Annotated in this window: 15 protein-coding genes; 4 read left to right on the forward strand and 11 right to left on the reverse strand. The window is 66.7% G+C overall.

Features of this window, described 5'->3' with window-relative positions:
• Positions 1–41 precede the first annotated feature (41 nt).
• From KFO72_RS38335 to KFO72_RS38365, 7 genes are all read right to left on the reverse strand, one after another.
• A complete protein-coding gene (locus KFO72_RS38335) occupies positions 42–1160 on the reverse strand; it encodes a diguanylate cyclase (RefSeq protein ID WP_062916451.1) in 1119 nt (372 codons plus the stop codon).
• A gap of 115 nt (positions 1161–1275) precedes the next feature.
• On the reverse strand, positions 1276–2280 hold the full coding sequence (locus tag KFO72_RS38340) for a chemotaxis response regulator protein-glutamate methylesterase (protein ID WP_225034258.1): 1005 nt from the start codon (positions 2278–2280) through the stop codon (positions 1276–1278).
• Positions 2277–4589, reverse strand: a complete 2313-nt coding sequence (locus tag KFO72_RS38345) for a hybrid sensor histidine kinase/response regulator (RefSeq protein ID WP_224100482.1) — start codon at positions 4587–4589, stop codon at positions 2277–2279. The genes KFO72_RS38340 and KFO72_RS38345 overlap by 4 nt, the downstream gene beginning before the upstream one ends.
• Positions 4586–5296 carry a chemotaxis protein CheW gene (locus KFO72_RS38350; protein WP_054934725.1) on the reverse strand — a complete coding sequence of 237 codons (711 nt, stop codon included), beginning with the start codon at positions 5294–5296 and terminating at the stop codon, positions 4586–4588. Before KFO72_RS38350 ends, KFO72_RS38345 begins: the two co-directional genes overlap by 4 nt.
• On the reverse strand, positions 5277–6704 hold the full coding sequence (locus KFO72_RS38355; RefSeq protein WP_062916455.1) for a CheR family methyltransferase: 1428 nt from the start codon (positions 6702–6704) through the stop codon (positions 5277–5279). Before KFO72_RS38355 ends, KFO72_RS38350 begins: the two co-directional genes overlap by 20 nt.
• Positions 6701–7195, reverse strand: a complete 495-nt coding sequence (locus KFO72_RS38360) for a chemotaxis protein CheW (protein ID WP_225034259.1) — start codon at positions 7193–7195, stop codon at positions 6701–6703. Before KFO72_RS38360 ends, KFO72_RS38355 begins: the two co-directional genes overlap by 4 nt.
• Positions 7196–7231: 36 nt before the next feature.
• Positions 7232–8908, reverse strand: a complete 1677-nt coding sequence (locus KFO72_RS38365) for a methyl-accepting chemotaxis protein (RefSeq protein ID WP_054934728.1) — start codon at positions 8906–8908, stop codon at positions 7232–7234.
• Between the two features lie 381 nt (positions 8909–9289).
• Between KFO72_RS38365 and KFO72_RS38370 the strand changes: the two genes are divergently transcribed.
• Positions 9290–9604, forward strand: coding sequence for a hypothetical protein (locus KFO72_RS38370; protein WP_225034260.1), 315 nt, complete (start codon positions 9290–9292; stop codon positions 9602–9604).
• Between the two features lie 60 nt (positions 9605–9664).
• Here KFO72_RS38370 and KFO72_RS38375 read toward each other — a convergent pair whose 3' ends face one another.
• Positions 9665–9925: a hypothetical protein gene (locus KFO72_RS38375; protein ID WP_054934730.1), complete on the reverse strand. Its 261-nt coding sequence runs from the start codon at positions 9923–9925 to the stop codon at positions 9665–9667.
• A gap of 204 nt (positions 9926–10129) precedes the next feature.
• Positions 10130–11044 carry a LysR family transcriptional regulator gene (locus KFO72_RS38380; protein WP_054934731.1) on the reverse strand — a complete coding sequence of 305 codons (915 nt, stop codon included), beginning with the start codon at positions 11042–11044 and terminating at the stop codon, positions 10130–10132.
• A gap of 110 nt (positions 11045–11154) precedes the next feature.
• Between KFO72_RS38380 and KFO72_RS38385 the strand changes: the two genes are divergently transcribed.
• Positions 11155–11718, forward strand: a complete 564-nt coding sequence (locus tag KFO72_RS38385) for an ester cyclase (RefSeq protein WP_225034261.1) — start codon at positions 11155–11157, stop codon at positions 11716–11718.
• A 63-nt stretch (positions 11719–11781) separates the two neighbouring features.
• On the forward strand, positions 11782–12495 hold the full coding sequence (locus KFO72_RS38390; protein WP_054934732.1) for an SDR family oxidoreductase: 714 nt from the start codon (positions 11782–11784) through the stop codon (positions 12493–12495).
• Positions 12496–12520: 25 nt separating this feature from the next.
• Here the strand turns inward: KFO72_RS38390 and KFO72_RS38395 are convergent, their stop codons facing one another.
• Positions 12521–12907: a DUF488 domain-containing protein gene (locus KFO72_RS38395; RefSeq protein ID WP_035989493.1), complete on the reverse strand. Its 387-nt coding sequence runs from the start codon at positions 12905–12907 to the stop codon at positions 12521–12523.
• A 38-nt stretch (positions 12908–12945) separates the two neighbouring features.
• A complete protein-coding gene (locus tag KFO72_RS38400; protein WP_060602951.1) occupies positions 12946–13251 on the reverse strand; it encodes a putative quinol monooxygenase in 306 nt (101 codons plus the stop codon).
• Positions 13252–13456: 205 nt separating this feature from the next.
• Between KFO72_RS38400 and KFO72_RS38405 the strand changes: the two genes are divergently transcribed.
• Positions 13457–14395 (forward strand): dihydrodipicolinate synthase family protein, encoded by a 939-nt coding sequence (locus KFO72_RS38405; protein ID WP_225034262.1) that lies wholly within the window; start codon positions 13457–13459, stop codon positions 14393–14395.
• Positions 14396–14606 lie beyond the last annotated feature (211 nt).

Consider the following 14606-nt stretch of genomic DNA (forward strand, 5'->3'; position numbering starts at 1 on the left):
CAACATCAACGAACGCCCGCTCCAGCCCCCCATCCAACCGATCAAGCAGCGCCCGAGCGCGTTTCACTCCGGCCGCTTTCCATCGCCGCCACGCGGTTCTTCCCATCGCGCTTCGCACGATAGAGCGCGAGATCGGCAGCTTCGATCAGCGCCGTCATCGGCGCGTCCGGCGCGGGAACCTGCGTCGCGCAGCCGACGCTGATCGTCACGTATTGCCCCGACGGCGATCCCGCATGCGCAATGCGCAGCGCTTCCACTTCGAGCCGGATCTTCTCGGCAAGCAGGCGCGTGCCGCCCGCCGACGTGCCCGGCAGCACGACCGCGAACTCCTCGCCGCCGAACCGCGCCGCGAGATCGCCGGGCCGCCCGAGGCAGCCCTCCACCGTCGACGCTATCTGCTTGAGCACTTCGTCGCCCGCGACGTGGCCGTAGGTATCGTTGTACGGCTTGAAGTTGTCGACGTCGATCATCAGCATCGACACTTCCGTTTGCGCGCGCATGCCGCGCCGCCATTCGGCGCTCAGATATTCGTCCAGATAACGGCGGTTCGACAGCCCCGTCAGCCCGTCCGATTGCGTCAGCTTGCGCAGTTCGAGATTCGCTTCCAGCAGTTGCTGCTGCGATTCGCGCAGCGCACGATACGCCTCGTCGCGCTGCAGCAGGTTCACGTACGAGCGCGAGTGATAGCGGATGCGCGCGACCAGCTCCATCCGGTCGGGCAGCTTGACGAGATAGTCGTTCGCGCCCGCCGCGAAGGCCGCGCTCTTGATGGTCGGCTCTTCCTTGGTCGACAGCACGATGATGGGCACGTCGCGCAGCTTCGCGTTCGTGCGGTACGCCTTGACCAGCGTGAGCCCGTCGATGCCGGGCATCACGAGGTCCTGCAGGATCACCGTGGGGCGCGTGTGGGTGGCCGCATGGATGGCTTCGTCGGCGCTCGCGCAGTAGTGCAGGTCGATGCCGTCTTCATTCGCGAGCGCGCGCCGCACGGCTTCCGCGACGATCGCCTGGTCGTCGACCAGCAACACCATGATCGGCACGTCGGACAGCGCGGCCGTTTCCAGCGCGGCGCGCGCGGCTTCGAGCGCGGCATTCGCGCGGTCGGCCGACGTCGATGTGGAACCCCCCTGGTCCCGTGCCCCGATTTGATCGAAGTCCATGTGCGTACCCCTGTCGGAAGTGCTGGTCATGCGTTGTCCCGGTGTTTCACTGCGTGCCGCTCCTGCATCGAATGCCTTGCTGCTGCTGTCTTTGCCCCTGCCGTCTCGCGCGAAGTCAGCCGCGCGCGAATGCCGCCAGCTGACCGGCAATGCCGCCCAGCGGCAGAATCCGGCGTGCCGCGCCCAGCATCGCGGCTGCCTTCGGCATGCCGTAGACGGCGCACGTCGCTTCGTCCTGCGCGATCGTGTCGTAGCCTTTCGCGCGCATCGCCTTCAGCCCGATCGCGCCGTCGCGGCCCATGCCCGTCAACAGTACGCCGAGTGCCTCGCCGGGCCAATGCTCGACGACACTATGAAAGAACACGTCGACGGAAGGACGGTAGGGCATCTCGGCCGGCTCGCGAGTGTAGTGCAGCGCGCCGTTCTGTGTCAGCAGCATGTGATCGTTGGTCGCCGCGAGCAGCGCGACGCCTGCCGCCGGCAACTCGCCTTCGCGTGCGGTGCGCACCGGGATGGACGTCTGACCGTCGAGCCATTGCGCCATGCCGTCGGCGAACACCTTGTCGACGTGCTGCACGATCACGATGGGCGCGGCGAAGTCCGCAGGCAGGCTGCCCAGCACGGTCGCGAGCGCGGCCGGCCCGCCCGCCGACGCGCCGATCGCCACCAGCCGCCGCGCATCGCGCGTGAGCGGCGCGATGGCCGTTTGCCGGGGCGCCCAGGGCTTGTCCATCAGCTGGCCGATCTGGTCGATCTTCTGCAGCATCAGCAGCGCCGACTCGCCGATGCCGCGCCCGCCGAGCGTCGGCGTATCGACGGCATCGAGCGCGCCCGCGCCCATCGCCTCATAGACGCGCCACGTGTTCGCGCCAACGCTGCTCGTCACGATCAGGATCGGGCAGGGCGTGCGCGCCATGATGCGGCGCGTTGCTTCCACGCCGTCCGTCTTCGGCATGATCAGGTCCATCAGCACGACGTCCGGCGTCTGCGCGGCGCAGAAATCGACGGCTTCCTCGCCATTGGCGGCGACCCACAGCACGCGATGCTCGGGGCGCAGCGCGATCACGCGGCGCAGCGCTTCGACGGCGAGCGGCAGGTCGTTGGCGATGCCGATATTCATGCTGATGCCTCTCCAATCAGGTCGCGTACCGCATCGAGCAAGGCTTCGTCATGGAAGCTGCCCTTCGCGAGATAGTAGTCCGCGCCGGCTTCAAGCCCGCGCCGGCGGTCCTCGTCGCGGTCCTTGTACGACACGATCATCACGGGCACGGCCTTGAATAGCGGGTCGCGCTTGATCAGCGTGACGAGCTCGATGCCGTCCATGCGCGGCATGTCGATATCGGTGACGACGAGATCGAACGTGCCGTCCGCCTGGTTATGCAGCGCGTTCCAGCCGTCCATCCCGTCGACGGCGACCGTCACCGCGTAGCCGCGTTTTTCCAGCAGCTTGCGTTCGAGTTCGCGCACCGTCAACGAATCTTCGACCACCAGCACATGCTTGCGCTGGCGCGCGGCGACGTCGTGCGCGCGGCCGATCCGGTCGAGTTGGCCGCCGCGCACGAGCTTGTCGACCGAACGCAACAGGTCGTCGACGTCGACGATCAGCACGGCATCGCCGTTCTCCATCAGCGCACCCGCCGCGATGTCGCGGATCTTGCCCAGACGCGGGTCGAGCGGTTGCACGACGAGCATGCGCTCGCCGAGAAAGCGGTCGACGGCGACCCCATACGTCTCCCGTTCGTCGCCGATCACCACGACGGACACCGACTCGCGCGCCACGCCCGCCTGCGCGCCGAGCAGCTGATGCGCGGTGACGAGCCCGACGGGCTTGCCGTCGAATGCGAAGTGCTGCTGGCCTTCGAGCATGTCGATATCCGCGCGCGCGAGTTCGAGCGTGCGGCGCACATGCGCGAGCGGAAACGCGTAGGCCTCGCCGCCCACGTCGACGAGCAGGCTGCGCACCACGGAAAGCGTCAACGGCAACTGCATCACGAAGCGCGAGCCGCGGCCCGGCTCGTTGACGATGCGCACGGTGCCGCGCACGGCCTTGACCATTTCGTGCACGGCGTCGAGGCCCACGCCACGGCCCGAGACGTCCGTGACCTGCTCGCGCATCGAAAAGCCCGGCAGCAGCAGGAAGTCGAGCAGTTCCTGTTCGGACAGGCGCGCGGCCGTGTCCGCATCGGCGAGTTTGCGGCGGATCACCGACGCACGCACGTTGTCGAGATCGATGCCCGCGCCGTCGTCGCTGACGCTGATCAGCAGCTTGCCCGCGCTGTGGCGCGCTTCGAGCGTCACGTGCGCTTCGGCGGGCTTGCCGCGCGCGATGCGCGCGTCGGGTGACTCGATGCCGTGATCGAGCGCGTTGCGCAACAGATGGCCGAGCGGCGCGTCGAGCATGTCGAGAATGTCGCGGTCCACCTGCGTCGACGTGCCGACGATCTCGAACTTCACACGCTTGCCGAGCGAGCGCGCCAGATCGCGCACGACGCGCGGGTAGGCGTGCGTCGCGTCGCCGAACGGTCGCATCCGGCACTGCAGCGCTTCGTCGTACAGCAGTTGCGCGAGATTCGCGCTGCTGCGGTCGAAGCGGTCGAGTTCGTCGAGACGCGCGCCGAGCGTGTGCTGCATGCTGTTGAGCGAGGTGCGCACGTCGGCGAGCGCCGCGAGCGCGGCATCGTCGAGATGCTCGGCGAGGGTGTCGTAGAGCGCGTCGAGCGCGCGTGAGGTTTCGCGCTGCGTGCGCTTGAGGCGCAGCATCGAGGTCGCGAACGGCTTCAGCCAGCGCGATTCGACGAGCACTTCGCCCGACAGGCTCAACACGCGGTCGAGATTCGCGGCGCGCACGCGCAGCATGCGGTCCGGGGTGCGAGCCGAGGCATGGGTGTCTTGCTGCGCGGGGGCGTCGGTCGGGGCAGTCGGGTCGGCCTCAGGCGTTTCCTGCCGTTGCGCGAGCGCTTCGGCCTGCAACTGCGCCTGGAGTTGCGCGTACACGTCGATGTCCGGCGCGGGTTGCGGCCCGTCACCGTCGGCCGTTTCGTGCGCGGCGCTTTCGGGCGACGCCATCCGCGCCACGAACCCGTCGATATCGGCGCGCGTGACTGGCGCGTCCGGCTTCGCTTCGCCCACGCGCAACAGCATATCGACGCCGCGCAGCAGCACGTCGATATGCGCGGGCGTCAGTTGCAGTTCACCGCGTTGCGCGCCGACGAAGCACTCTTCCATCACATGCGCGATATCGACGCCGTCCTGCAAGCCGATGATGCGCGCCGCGCCCTTGAGCGAATGCGCGGCGCGCATGCAGGCTTCGAGCGCGGCGGCGTCGGCGGGGCGATGTTCGAGCGCGAGCAACCCGTCGGACAGCACGCGCGTCTGCGCGGCGGCTTCCTCGCGGAACAGTTCGAGCAGCGACTGATCGTCGTCGGTCATCGCAGGCTCCGGGCAATCGAGTCGAACAGCCGCGCCGGCTCGATCAGCCCGACGGTTGCGCCGCGCCACGCGAGCACGCCACGCGCGTGCGACGCGGTGGCATGCGCGAGCGTCGCGGGCACGGGCAGCAGTTCAGCGTCCGCATAACGGATCACACCTTCGACTTCGTCGACGGGCAAGGCAACGGGCGGTGCGCCGGGCTCGCTGTCTTGCGCCGCGACCAGCATCCGCGCATAGCCGTTGCGCGCGGCCTGCTTCGTGTCGGCGGCGCGGTCCATGTTCAGCAACTCGCCGAGCGAGACGGCCACGGTCAGCGCGCCGCGCACGTTGACGACGCCGAGCACGGCGCGCGAACGTTGATGCGGCAGCGAATGGATCGCGCGGATATCGTCGATCTCGCGCAGCACGCGCGTCGGCAGCGCGAGCCACTCGCCCGCGACGCGAAAGGCGAGGGCGGATTGCGTCTGCGCGGATGCTTCACGCGCTGCCGCTCGGGGTGCGCTCGATTCCGCACGCACAACGAGGTCCGCGTCGCTCAACGGCCGGTCGAGCAACCGTGCCGCGCTTTGCGCGAAGACCGGGCAGTTCAGGCAGCGAAAATGGTCGGCGAGGCGCGGGCAGGTGTTGTCGCCACGCGTGCCGATGCGGTTCCAGCAGGCGTCGACGCGCACGGCCGCGCTCGAATGATCAGGAGCGTCGTGCAGCATGGAGTCCTCGTGAACGTTGCGCGTCGTCGGTTGATGATTGTGTCGATTGAGCCGCGCGCGCAGCCGAGCGTTGCGCGCGCTGCATCAGATTCTGCGCGCCTGCCCGATCGCCGCCGATGTCGAGCAATGCGGCCAGATGCGTGAGCGCTTCGTAATGCGCGGGCTCCAGATAGAGCGCCTTGCGATAGAAGTCGGCGGCATCGGCGCTGCGGCCGCGCGCATCGGCGATCAGGCCGAGCAGGTAGAACGCGTCGACATTCGGGCCATGCGCGATCGCGTGCTGATGCGCGAGGCGCTCGGCTTCGTCGAAGTCGCCCGCGTCGGCGTGACGGCGCGCCGCAGCCAGCAATGGTTCCGCAGCGGCGGGCGGGGTCGACGCGGGCGGCAACGTCTGCACGCTCTGTTGCGCGCGCGCGGGCGGCGGCGCGAGGGCGCGGCTCGCAAGCGGCGGTTTTGCGGGCGCGCGCGTTGCCGCCGTGAACGCGGGTGTACGCATGGCTTGCGCCGTCAGGTTTGCCGCGCTCATGGCAAGCGGTTTGGCCGCGCGCGCCGCATTCGTTTCTTCGGGCGTGCTGCGCCGGAACGCAAACGCAAGCGGAATGCGCGCGGAGCTCATCGCGTGCCGCATCATCAGGCCGGTTTCGGCAGGGCCGACGAAGATCGTGCCGCCGCTGGCGAGATTCGCGTCGAGCACGCGGATGGCGCGGTCCTGCGCTTCGCGGTCGAAATAGATCAGCACGTTGCGGCAGAAAATAAAGTCGTACGGCGCCTGCGCGCCCGCCTGCAAGTCGAACAGGTTCGCGTGCGAGAACCGCACCGTGTCGCGCACGCGCTCGCTTAGCTGCCAGCCGTCGTCGAGCGCCGTGAAATGCCGGTCGCGAAACGCGAGCGGATGGCCGCGAAACGAATTGCGCCCGTAGCGGCCCGCGCGCGCATGCTCGATCACGCGGGCGCTGATATCGAAGGCGTCGACGGCGAAGCGGTTTTCGCCGATGCCTTCGTCGAGCAGCGTCATCGCAATGGTGTAGGGCTCCTCGCCCGTCGAGCAAGGCAGGCTCAGCACGCGCAGCACGTGCATCGGATCGCGCACGAGCCGCTCGTTCGCGAGCCGCGCGAGTGCCACGTACGCCTCGCGATCGCGGTAGAACCACGTTTCGGGCACGACGAGCGCCTCGATCAGCGCCTGCCGTTCGTCGCGCGACACGTTCAATTGCTGCCAGTACGCTTCGATCTCGGCGGGATCGATGGCGACGCTCGTGTCGTGCGCGGCGAGGCCAAGGCGCGTCACGCGCACGCGTTCGAGCACCGCGCGCTCCAGCGCGTTGATGCCCAGCGACGACGCGTCGATCCCCGTCTCCCGCAGGAGCCAGGTTTCGAAGCGCGGCACGATGGCGTTCGCGGCGTTCATCGCTTGTGAGGTTCGGGTTGCGGGAAGAGCAGCGCTTTCACGTCGTCGTCGAGCATCTGCTGCACGTCGATCCATTGGATCAGGCCGGACTCGTCGCTCGCGACGGGACCGAGCCAGCGCGCATGCGGCGTCGCGATGCCGCTGTGGGCGAAGTGCCCGCGTTCGATCCGGCGCGTCTGCGTCGCGCGTTCGACGATCAGGCCGAGCAGCCGCGGGGGCGTGTCCGCGTCGCCGGGTTCAAGGGTGTGGCGCGTGTCACGATAGTGGACGAACACGAGCCGGGTGGAGCGCCAGTACTGCGACGCCCGGCCAAGCGCGAGTTGCGCGAGATCGATCACGGGCACGGGTTCGCCGTGCCGCTCGATCACGCCTGCGACCCACGCGGGCGCGCCGGGAATCGCCTTGGTGGCCGTCAGCGTCTGCACTTCGACGATGTCGGCGGCATCGAGCGCATAGCGGTCGCGGTCGAGTTCAAACAGAAGGAAGAGCATCGCTGTGTCAGTCCCCGTCGCGTGCGCGCATCGGCATCACGCTTCGATCTTGAAGCGCGACACGCCCGTGCGCAGCTGGTTCGCGACGAGCGTGAGATCGTCGATCGCCTGCGACGACTGACGCAGCGATTCCGCCGTCTGCTGCGCGGCCTCCGACAACTGCGACAGCGCCTGGGTGATCTGCTCGGCGCTCGTCGCCTGCGTGTGCATGCCTTCGTTGACGAGCTGGAAGCGCGGCGCGAGCGTCTGCACTTCGTGAATGATCTGCGACAGCTGCTCGCTGACCTGCTGCACGTCGCGCATGCCGCGCCGCACTTCTTCGGAGAACTTGTCCATGCCCATCACGCCCGCCGACACGGCCGACTGGATCTCCTTCACGGTCTGTTCGATATCGAACGTGGCGACGGCCGTCTGGTCCGCAAGACGGCGGATCTCCGTCGCCACGACGGCAAAGCCGCGGCCGTATTCGCCCGCCTTCTCGGCTTCGATTGCCGCGTTCAGCGACAGCAGGTTGGTCTGATCGGCGACCTTGGTGATCGTCGCGACCACCTGATTGATGTTGACGGCTTTCTCGTTGAGGATCGCGAGTTTCGCGTTCACCGAGCCGGCTGCTTCCATCACGCTGCGCATCGTGTCTTCCATCCGCGTGAGGCCGTTCTGGCTCGCGCCCGCGAGCGTCGCCGACTGATCCGCGACGGCCGACACTTCGTTCATCGTGCGCAGCAGATCGCGCGAGGTCGCGAAGATTTCGCGCGAGGTCGCGCCGATCTCCGTGGTGGTCGCGGCCGTTTCCGTCGCGGTCGCCTGTTGTTCCTTCGACGTCGCCGCGATCTCGGCCACCGACGTCGTCACCTGCAGCGACGACTTTTGCGCCTGCGCAACGAGGCTGTTCAGTTCCTCGGCCATGCGGTTGAAGCCCGCCTCCAGCGTGCCGAATTCGTCGCGGCGGCCCAGCTTCAGGCGCTGCGTCAGGTTGCCCGTGCGCATCACGTTGTGCACGTCGACGAGGCTCGCCATCGGTACCGTGATCGCGCGGTACAGCGAAAAGCCGGTGTAGAGCGCGACCAGCAGCGTGACCCCGAGCGCCGTCGCGAGCGTGATTTCCGTGCCCGTCACCGAGTCGCGGATCGATTTTGCGGATTCGTCGGCCTGGGTGCGGTTTTCGTTGACCAGCGCGTTTGCCGCGCGGATCACGCTTTCCCAGGCGGGCGCGAGCTTGATGAAGGTGGCCTGTGCATCCGCCTTCGAGGCGGGTGCCGCGTGCATCGCCTCGTTGAGTTGGGGCAGATATCGATCCCAGGCGGCGCGGAAGACGCGGAAGTGCTCGCGGTCCGCGTCGCGAAAGAGCGTGGCCTGGTACTCGGCCGACACCTGATCGAACTTCTGCAGCAAGGCCGGCATCCGTTCGAGATCCTGCTTCGTCGCCGCCTCGCTGCTGTCGACGAAGAGCGCGCGTTCGAGCGTCGAATAGCCTTCGTTGGCGGCCGCGCGCAAGGTCGTCGCGAGATAAAGGCCGGGCACCGAGTCGTGGCCCATGCTGAGCGCTTCGTCGTCCATCACGCGCAGCCGGCTCCACGAGATCGCGGCCATCACCAGCATCAGCACGAACAGCGCGCCGAAGCTCAGCATGATCCGGTTGCCGAGCGTGAAACGGGCCGCGTGCCTGGGGTCGAGCAGGGTGGTGTCGCTGGTGCGGGGCGTCGCTGTGGCCATTGTCGATGAGTCTTCCGATGTGAATGGTGTAAGGCGGCGTTGCGGATGGCGATCATCCGGACGGTCCACGCCGACGCTAACTGGAAATTACCTGATTCCCGTGCGAATCATTATCCCAAAAAGCTCGCGAAACCTATGCCAGATCGGCGCATTGAAAGGGAGGCTGGAAGATTTGCAGCAACGCGCACACATGGCCTGGCCGGGCTGCGCCTTGACTGACAACCATGGACGCCGCGTTGCAGCGCTTCCGGCGATGCCCGCGCCCAATCCGAAAGCTCGCACCGCCGTTGCGAAATGCATAAGAAGGCTTTGCGAGCGCGGTTTTGTCGCCCAGAATGTTCCGTAACACAGCATGCGCTGTCGGATACGCACTCTGGCCGGGTGTCGACCGCGAAATGCCTTCCGCCGATTGACGCGAAGCGGGCGTGCGCGGCGTGGGATGAGGGTGGTTATGACCGGGTGTTGCAGTGGTATCTGCAGGACCTGCAGGCGCGGCGTCAGACGCGTTATACGTCGCCGTTTCTGTTCGCGGAACTCTATGCCCGGCTGGGCCAGGCCGACGCGATGTTCCGCTGGCTCGAGGTGTCGCTCGCGGAGCGCTCGCCGCGACTGTGCGAGCTGCGCACGAATCCGTGGTTCAACCGCTATCGGTCGCTGGGAAAATTCAGGAGCGTCGAGAAGCGGATCGGTTATTGACGCGCGCCGGTTCCAGGCGCGATGCGCCGCGAAGGCCGCGGTGCATCGCATGCATGGTGCTCACTTGCCGTGATAGAGGCTGGCGTTCAGCCGATGCTGCTCACCCGACTGCTCGGAGTGCAGCAGGTCCTGATAGACGTCGGCGCGTGTGGTGCCCATCGCGCGTCCGGACTGGCCGGACGACGTGTCGGGCATGCCGCCGACATCCTGCGCCGTTTGCGCGACGGGCACGGTTGCGGATTGATCCTGCGCCCCTGCGTGCCCAACATATCCCACTGACAGAGCGACCGCGCAGGTCGCCGCGATGCGAAGCGTCTTCATGATCTGACTCCTTCGAAACGATGCGGGTACGGTCAGCGCTGACTGGCCGGCAGGCGAAGCCGGAAGGCCCGCGCCGTCCCCGGTGAAAGCGGCGGGCGCGGCGGGATTCGCTGTTGATATGGTGCGAGCCGCACGAGGATGGCGCTATCGACAGATCATGAAGAAATCATCAAGCCGCAGCCGCGCGGCGCGGGCGCACGCGGCCTACAGCGTCTCCCATCGCCAGGCTTGTGCGAGCCGCTCGCGCAGATAGTCGACGAAAGCGCGCACGCGCGGCGCGAGATGCTGGCTGTGCGGATAGATCGCGTGCAGCGGCGCGGCGGACATCGAATGTTGCGGCAGCACGCGTCGCAGCTTGCCGGCGAGTATGTCGTCGCCGACGTCCCAGATCGACTTCACCGCGATGCCCGCGTCGGCAAGCGCGAACAGATGCGCGGCTTCGCCGTCGTTCGTGACGATCGCGGCATCGACGCGCACCGCGATGCTCTCGTCACCTTCGAAGCGCCATTCCGCGCGCCGCTGGTCGCCGATCAGGATGCAGCGGTGCGAGGTCAGATCGTCGGGATGCTTCGGCGTGCCGTGCGCCTGCAGATACGCGGGCGAGGCGCACAGCACGCGAAAATTCGGCGCGAGCGAGCGCGCGATTAGCGATGAATCGGCGAGACTGCCGAAGCGGATCGCGAGATCGAAGCCGCTTTCGACCAGATCGACGACGGCGTCCGTCAGTTCGAGCTGGACGGTGAGCTGCGGATGCAGCCGCTGGAAATCGGCGATCAGCGGCGCGATCTTCTGCCGGCCGAGTTGGCCGGGCGCCGTGACGCGCAGCAGGCCGCTCACTTCCTGGCGGCGTTGCGACAGCAGTTCTTCCGCCTGCTCGATCTCGTCGAGTATGCGCACGACGCGTGCATGAAACAGCGCGCCTTCTTCCGTCAGCGTTTGCCGGCGCGTGGTGCGCTGGATCAGCCGCACGCCGACGCTTTTCTCCAGTTGCGCGAGCCGCTTGCTGACGACGGACAGCGGCAGGTCCATTTCGCGTGCCGCCGCCGACAGACTTCCCGCCGAAACCACGCGGGAGAAGGCAATCAGGGCCGGCAGACTGTCGATGCGGGTGTCGCTCATTCTTCTCAAAAAAGAAAGGATTCATCAGTCTGGAAGTGGTATTTCTTCCATGGCGCGAAGACTAGCATACCCATCAATCCGATCCGTTGCTTTTCTTCAAGGAGCCCATCATGTCGTTTCGTCCTGCTTCTCCGTTGCGCCGCCTGCTGGGCGCCGCGCTGGCTGTCGCGTCGATTGTGGGCGCGCCCGCTTTTGCCGCTGTTTCGAACGATTCGCTCGTCGAGCCCCATCAACTGACCGTCGATCACAGCCTGCCCAAGGCGCAGCGCGACGCGCAGATACTCGCCGCGCGCCGCTACGACACGTTCTGGAGCACGGGCGACGCAGCGCTGGCCCGCGCCGCGCTCGCGCCCGGCTTCACCGATCGCACTTTGCCGCCGGGCCGCGCGCAGGGCATCGAAGGGCCGCTTGCCGCGTCGAAGTTCGTGCGGGCCGCCGTGCCTGATCTGCGGGCCGAGATCGAGCAGATGGTGGTCAGCGGCGATCGCGTCGTCGTGCATCTGCGCTTTCACGGCCACTTCACGGGCGAGTTCAAGGGCGTGCAGGGGCAGGGTCAGAATGTCGATTTCATCGCCACCGATATCTATCGCGTCGCGAACGGCCGTATCGCCGAAAACTGGCATCTCGAAGACAACCTGACGTTTTTGCAGCAGCTTGGCGTCGTCGCGCAGTGACGGCCGAAGTGACGGCCGAAGTGACGGCGCAATCCATTCACTTTCTTGAGCAAGGAGATACAGATGAATTCGCTTGAATCGAAACGCGTGCTGATCGTCGGCGGCAGCTCGGGCATTGGTGCGGCGGCGGCAATGGCTTTCGCGGCGCTCGGCGCACAGGTGACGATTGCGTCGCGCAATGCGCAGAAGCTGTCGGCGGCGGCACAGGAAATCGGCCACGGCGTGCAGACGGCAGAGATCGACACGACAGATGCCGCAGCCGTCGAAGCGTACTTCGCCGCGCAGCAACCGTTCGATCACGTCGTCATTTCGGCGGCGCAGACGCCGTCCGGCCCCGTGCGCCAGCTGCCGCTCGACGACGCCTACAAGGCGATGGACAGCAAGTTCTGGGGCGCCTACCGCGTGGCGCGCGCCGTGAAGATTGCCGAAGGCGGGTCGTTGACCTTCGTGTCGGGCTTTCTCGCCGTGCGGCCGAGCAAGACGTCCGTTTTGCAAGGCGCGATCAACGCGGCGCTCGAAGCGCTCGCGCGCGGCCTCGCGCTGGAGCTGTCGCCCGTGCGCGTGAACACGGTGTCGCCGGGATTGATCGCGACGCCGCTCTGGTCGAAGCTTACCGACGAGGCGCGCGACAGCATGTTCGAAGGCGCTGCGAACCGGCTGCCCGCGCGGCGCGTCGGCCAGCCCGAAGACGTCGCGAACGCGATCGTCTATCTGGCGACGACGCCTTACGCGACGGGTTCGACGGTGTTGATCGACGGGGGCGGCGCGATCGCCTGAACGTCCTCTGCGCCTGCGAAACGCGTTACGCGAGCGTCGCGCCCCGGTCGGCGAGCAGCTCGCGCAGCACGCTGCGATGGCAGCGGTTTTCATGCTCGCAATAGCAGCCGACCGAAAAATTCGCCGTGGCGGACAGCGCGGCGAGCGTGTCGAGCACTTTCGGCGCGTCGCCGTGATTCATCTCCGCGCGAAACTTGCGGACGAAGGCCTTCCACTCGGCGTCGCTGCTGGCGGACAGGGCTTCGCTGACGAGTTCCGGCGTGGGCGACAGCGTCGGCAGCCAGACGTCGTAGAAATTGCGGCTGCCGAACTCGGCCTTCGGCACGCCGCGCGGCGGACGCCGCACGGTGCCGATGCGCACGCCTTCATCCGGCGCGCGTTCCGATCCGAGTCGAACGATGCGTATGGCCATGGGTTACCGTCTCCTTTTCCGGTTTGCTCGTGCGGTGTTCAGCCGAGCGTGTTCTTCATGCCCAGCACGTCGATGCGGCCGATCTGCGGCGGCCCGGTGAACAGGTCGTCCGCGACGCCCATCAGCGCCTTCGCGATCGGACCGTCCAGATGCGCCTGGCGGCTGGCTTCGTCGGGGAAGGCGTCGAACACGCCGTAGGTGCGCTCGGCTATCTTCAGCGCGAACCAGATGGGCGTGGTGGTTTCCTGGTTGGCCAGTTCCAGTCCCTTCTGCAGAAATGCCTCGACGTCCGCTTCCTTGCCGGGCTTCGCTTCGAAACGCGCGAACAGTGCGTACTTGATCATCGTCTGTCTCCTTTCGATGCGGCTTGTTGCCGATCTTGCAATGTAACCGTATGTCGGCTGCCATGGCGACCGCGTTGGCGCATGCGGAAACCGTTGTCAAACGATTTCATGGAAAACACCGAGTCATCGAAAAGTTGTTTGACAACATTGCGACGCGGGTGATAATTTTCTGGCTTGTCAGCCACCCTCCGAACTACGAGATCTTATGAACGAGTCCCAGATCGTCGAGCGCGAGTTCGCGTCGACCGTGATGGCAGTCCCGCCGCTTGCGCGCCGCTCGAATCTGTCGCTCGACGTCGATGCCAACCAGAAACTGATCCGCCATATCGAGGCGGGCGGCGTGCGTACGCTGCTGTATGGCGGCAACGCGAATTTCTATCACGTAGCCGTCAGCGAATATCGCGACCTGCTCGACATGCTGGCGGAGAGCGCGGCGTCGACTACGCGCGTGATCCCCGCCATCGGCCCGGATTTCGGCAAGATGCTGGACCAGGCGCGCATCCTCGCCCAGACCTCGTATCGAACCGCAATGGTGTTGCCGCTGTCGGGCTTCACGACGCCGGCGGGGGTCGAAGCGGGCCTGACGCGCATCGCCGACACAGCGGGCATGCCGCTCACGCTCTATATCAAGAGCGAAGACTATGTGGACGTCGACACGCTGGCGCGACTCGTCGAGCGCGGCACGCTGATCGCCGTCAAGTATGCGATCGTCCGCCAGAACCCCGCGAACGATCCCTACCTGCGCCGTCTGCTCGAGAGGGTGAGTCCGGCGCGGGTGATTTCCGGCATGGGCGAGCGTCCCGCGCTCACGCATGTCCGTGACTTTGGTCTTGCCGCATGGACGACGGGCAGCGGCTGTATCGCTTCGCATGCCGTGACGGGGTTGCTGGCCGCCGCGAAGCAAGGCCGCGACGCTGAAGCGCAGCGTATCTATGACGCATTCATGCCGCTTGAAACGCTACGCGACAACATCTCGCTGATTCGCGTGTTGCACGATGCCGTCACGTTTTCCGGTATCGCTGACATGGGTTCGATCCTGCCGCTGCTGAGCGAAACGCCTGTCGAGCATCATGCCGCTGTTGCGCAGGCGGCGCGCGAACTGCTCGAGTTCGAGCGTAAGTTCGCGGGCAACGTCTCCGCGTGACCGGTTTGAACGCATGCGCCGCGCAGCGATGCACGCGCGGCGCGGCAGCATTGCGGTGCCATTGAAGTGGGATTGAAGCAATACCTGGAGTGAGACGACGTGAGCAACAACGGCAACGAACGCAAGAAAAAGTCCCCCGACGAACTGCGCAGCCATCGCTGGTATGGCGTGAACGATCTGCGCTCGTTCGGCCATCGCTCGCGCACGGCGC

Origin of the sequence: Paraburkholderia sp. XV, from assembly GCF_020177535.1 — a bacterium.
GTDB lineage: Bacteria > Pseudomonadota > Gammaproteobacteria > Burkholderiales > Burkholderiaceae > Paraburkholderia > Paraburkholderia caribensis.

What these genes read in the sequence shown, in the direction of transcription:
- KFO72_RS38350 (WP_054934725.1), bottom strand. Translation starts at nt 5,296, where the DNA reads ATGCTGCACGACGCTCCTGATCATTCGAGCGCGGCCGTGCGCGTCGAC.
- KFO72_RS38380 (WP_054934731.1), bottom strand. Translation starts at nt 11,044, where the DNA reads ATGAGCGACACCCGCATCGACAGTCTGCCGGCCCTGATTGCCTTCTCC.
- KFO72_RS38390 (WP_054934732.1), top strand. Translation starts at nt 11,782, where the DNA reads ATGAATTCGCTTGAATCGAAACGCGTGCTGATCGTCGGCGGCAGCTCG.
- KFO72_RS38360 (WP_225034259.1), bottom strand. Translation starts at nt 7,195, where the DNA reads ATGCTCTTCCTTCTGTTTGAACTCGACCGCGACCGCTATGCGCTCGAT.
- KFO72_RS38345 (WP_224100482.1), bottom strand. Translation starts at nt 4,589, where the DNA reads ATGACCGACGACGATCAGTCGCTGCTCGAACTGTTCCGCGAGGAAGCC.
- KFO72_RS38395 (WP_035989493.1), bottom strand. Translation starts at nt 12,907, where the DNA reads ATGGCCATACGCATCGTTCGACTCGGATCGGAACGCGCGCCGGATGAA.
- KFO72_RS38340 (WP_225034258.1), bottom strand. Translation starts at nt 2,280, where the DNA reads ATGAATATCGGCATCGCCAACGACCTGCCGCTCGCCGTCGAAGCGCTG.
- KFO72_RS38365 (WP_054934728.1), bottom strand. Translation starts at nt 8,908, where the DNA reads ATGGCCACAGCGACGCCCCGCACCAGCGACACCACCCTGCTCGACCCC.
- KFO72_RS38335 (WP_062916451.1), bottom strand. Translation starts at nt 1,160, where the DNA reads ATGGACTTCGATCAAATCGGGGCACGGGACCAGGGGGGTTCCACATCG.
- KFO72_RS38355 (WP_062916455.1), bottom strand. Translation starts at nt 6,704, where the DNA reads ATGAACGCCGCGAACGCCATCGTGCCGCGCTTCGAAACCTGGCTCCTG.
- KFO72_RS38400 (WP_060602951.1), bottom strand. Translation starts at nt 13,251, where the DNA reads ATGATCAAGTACGCACTGTTCGCGCGTTTCGAAGCGAAGCCCGGCAAG.
- KFO72_RS38405 (WP_225034262.1), top strand. Translation starts at nt 13,457, where the DNA reads ATGAACGAGTCCCAGATCGTCGAGCGCGAGTTCGCGTCGACCGTGATG.
- KFO72_RS38375 (WP_054934730.1), bottom strand. Translation starts at nt 9,925, where the DNA reads ATGAAGACGCTTCGCATCGCGGCGACCTGCGCGGTCGCTCTGTCAGTG.
- KFO72_RS38385 (WP_225034261.1), top strand. Translation starts at nt 11,155, where the DNA reads ATGTCGTTTCGTCCTGCTTCTCCGTTGCGCCGCCTGCTGGGCGCCGCG.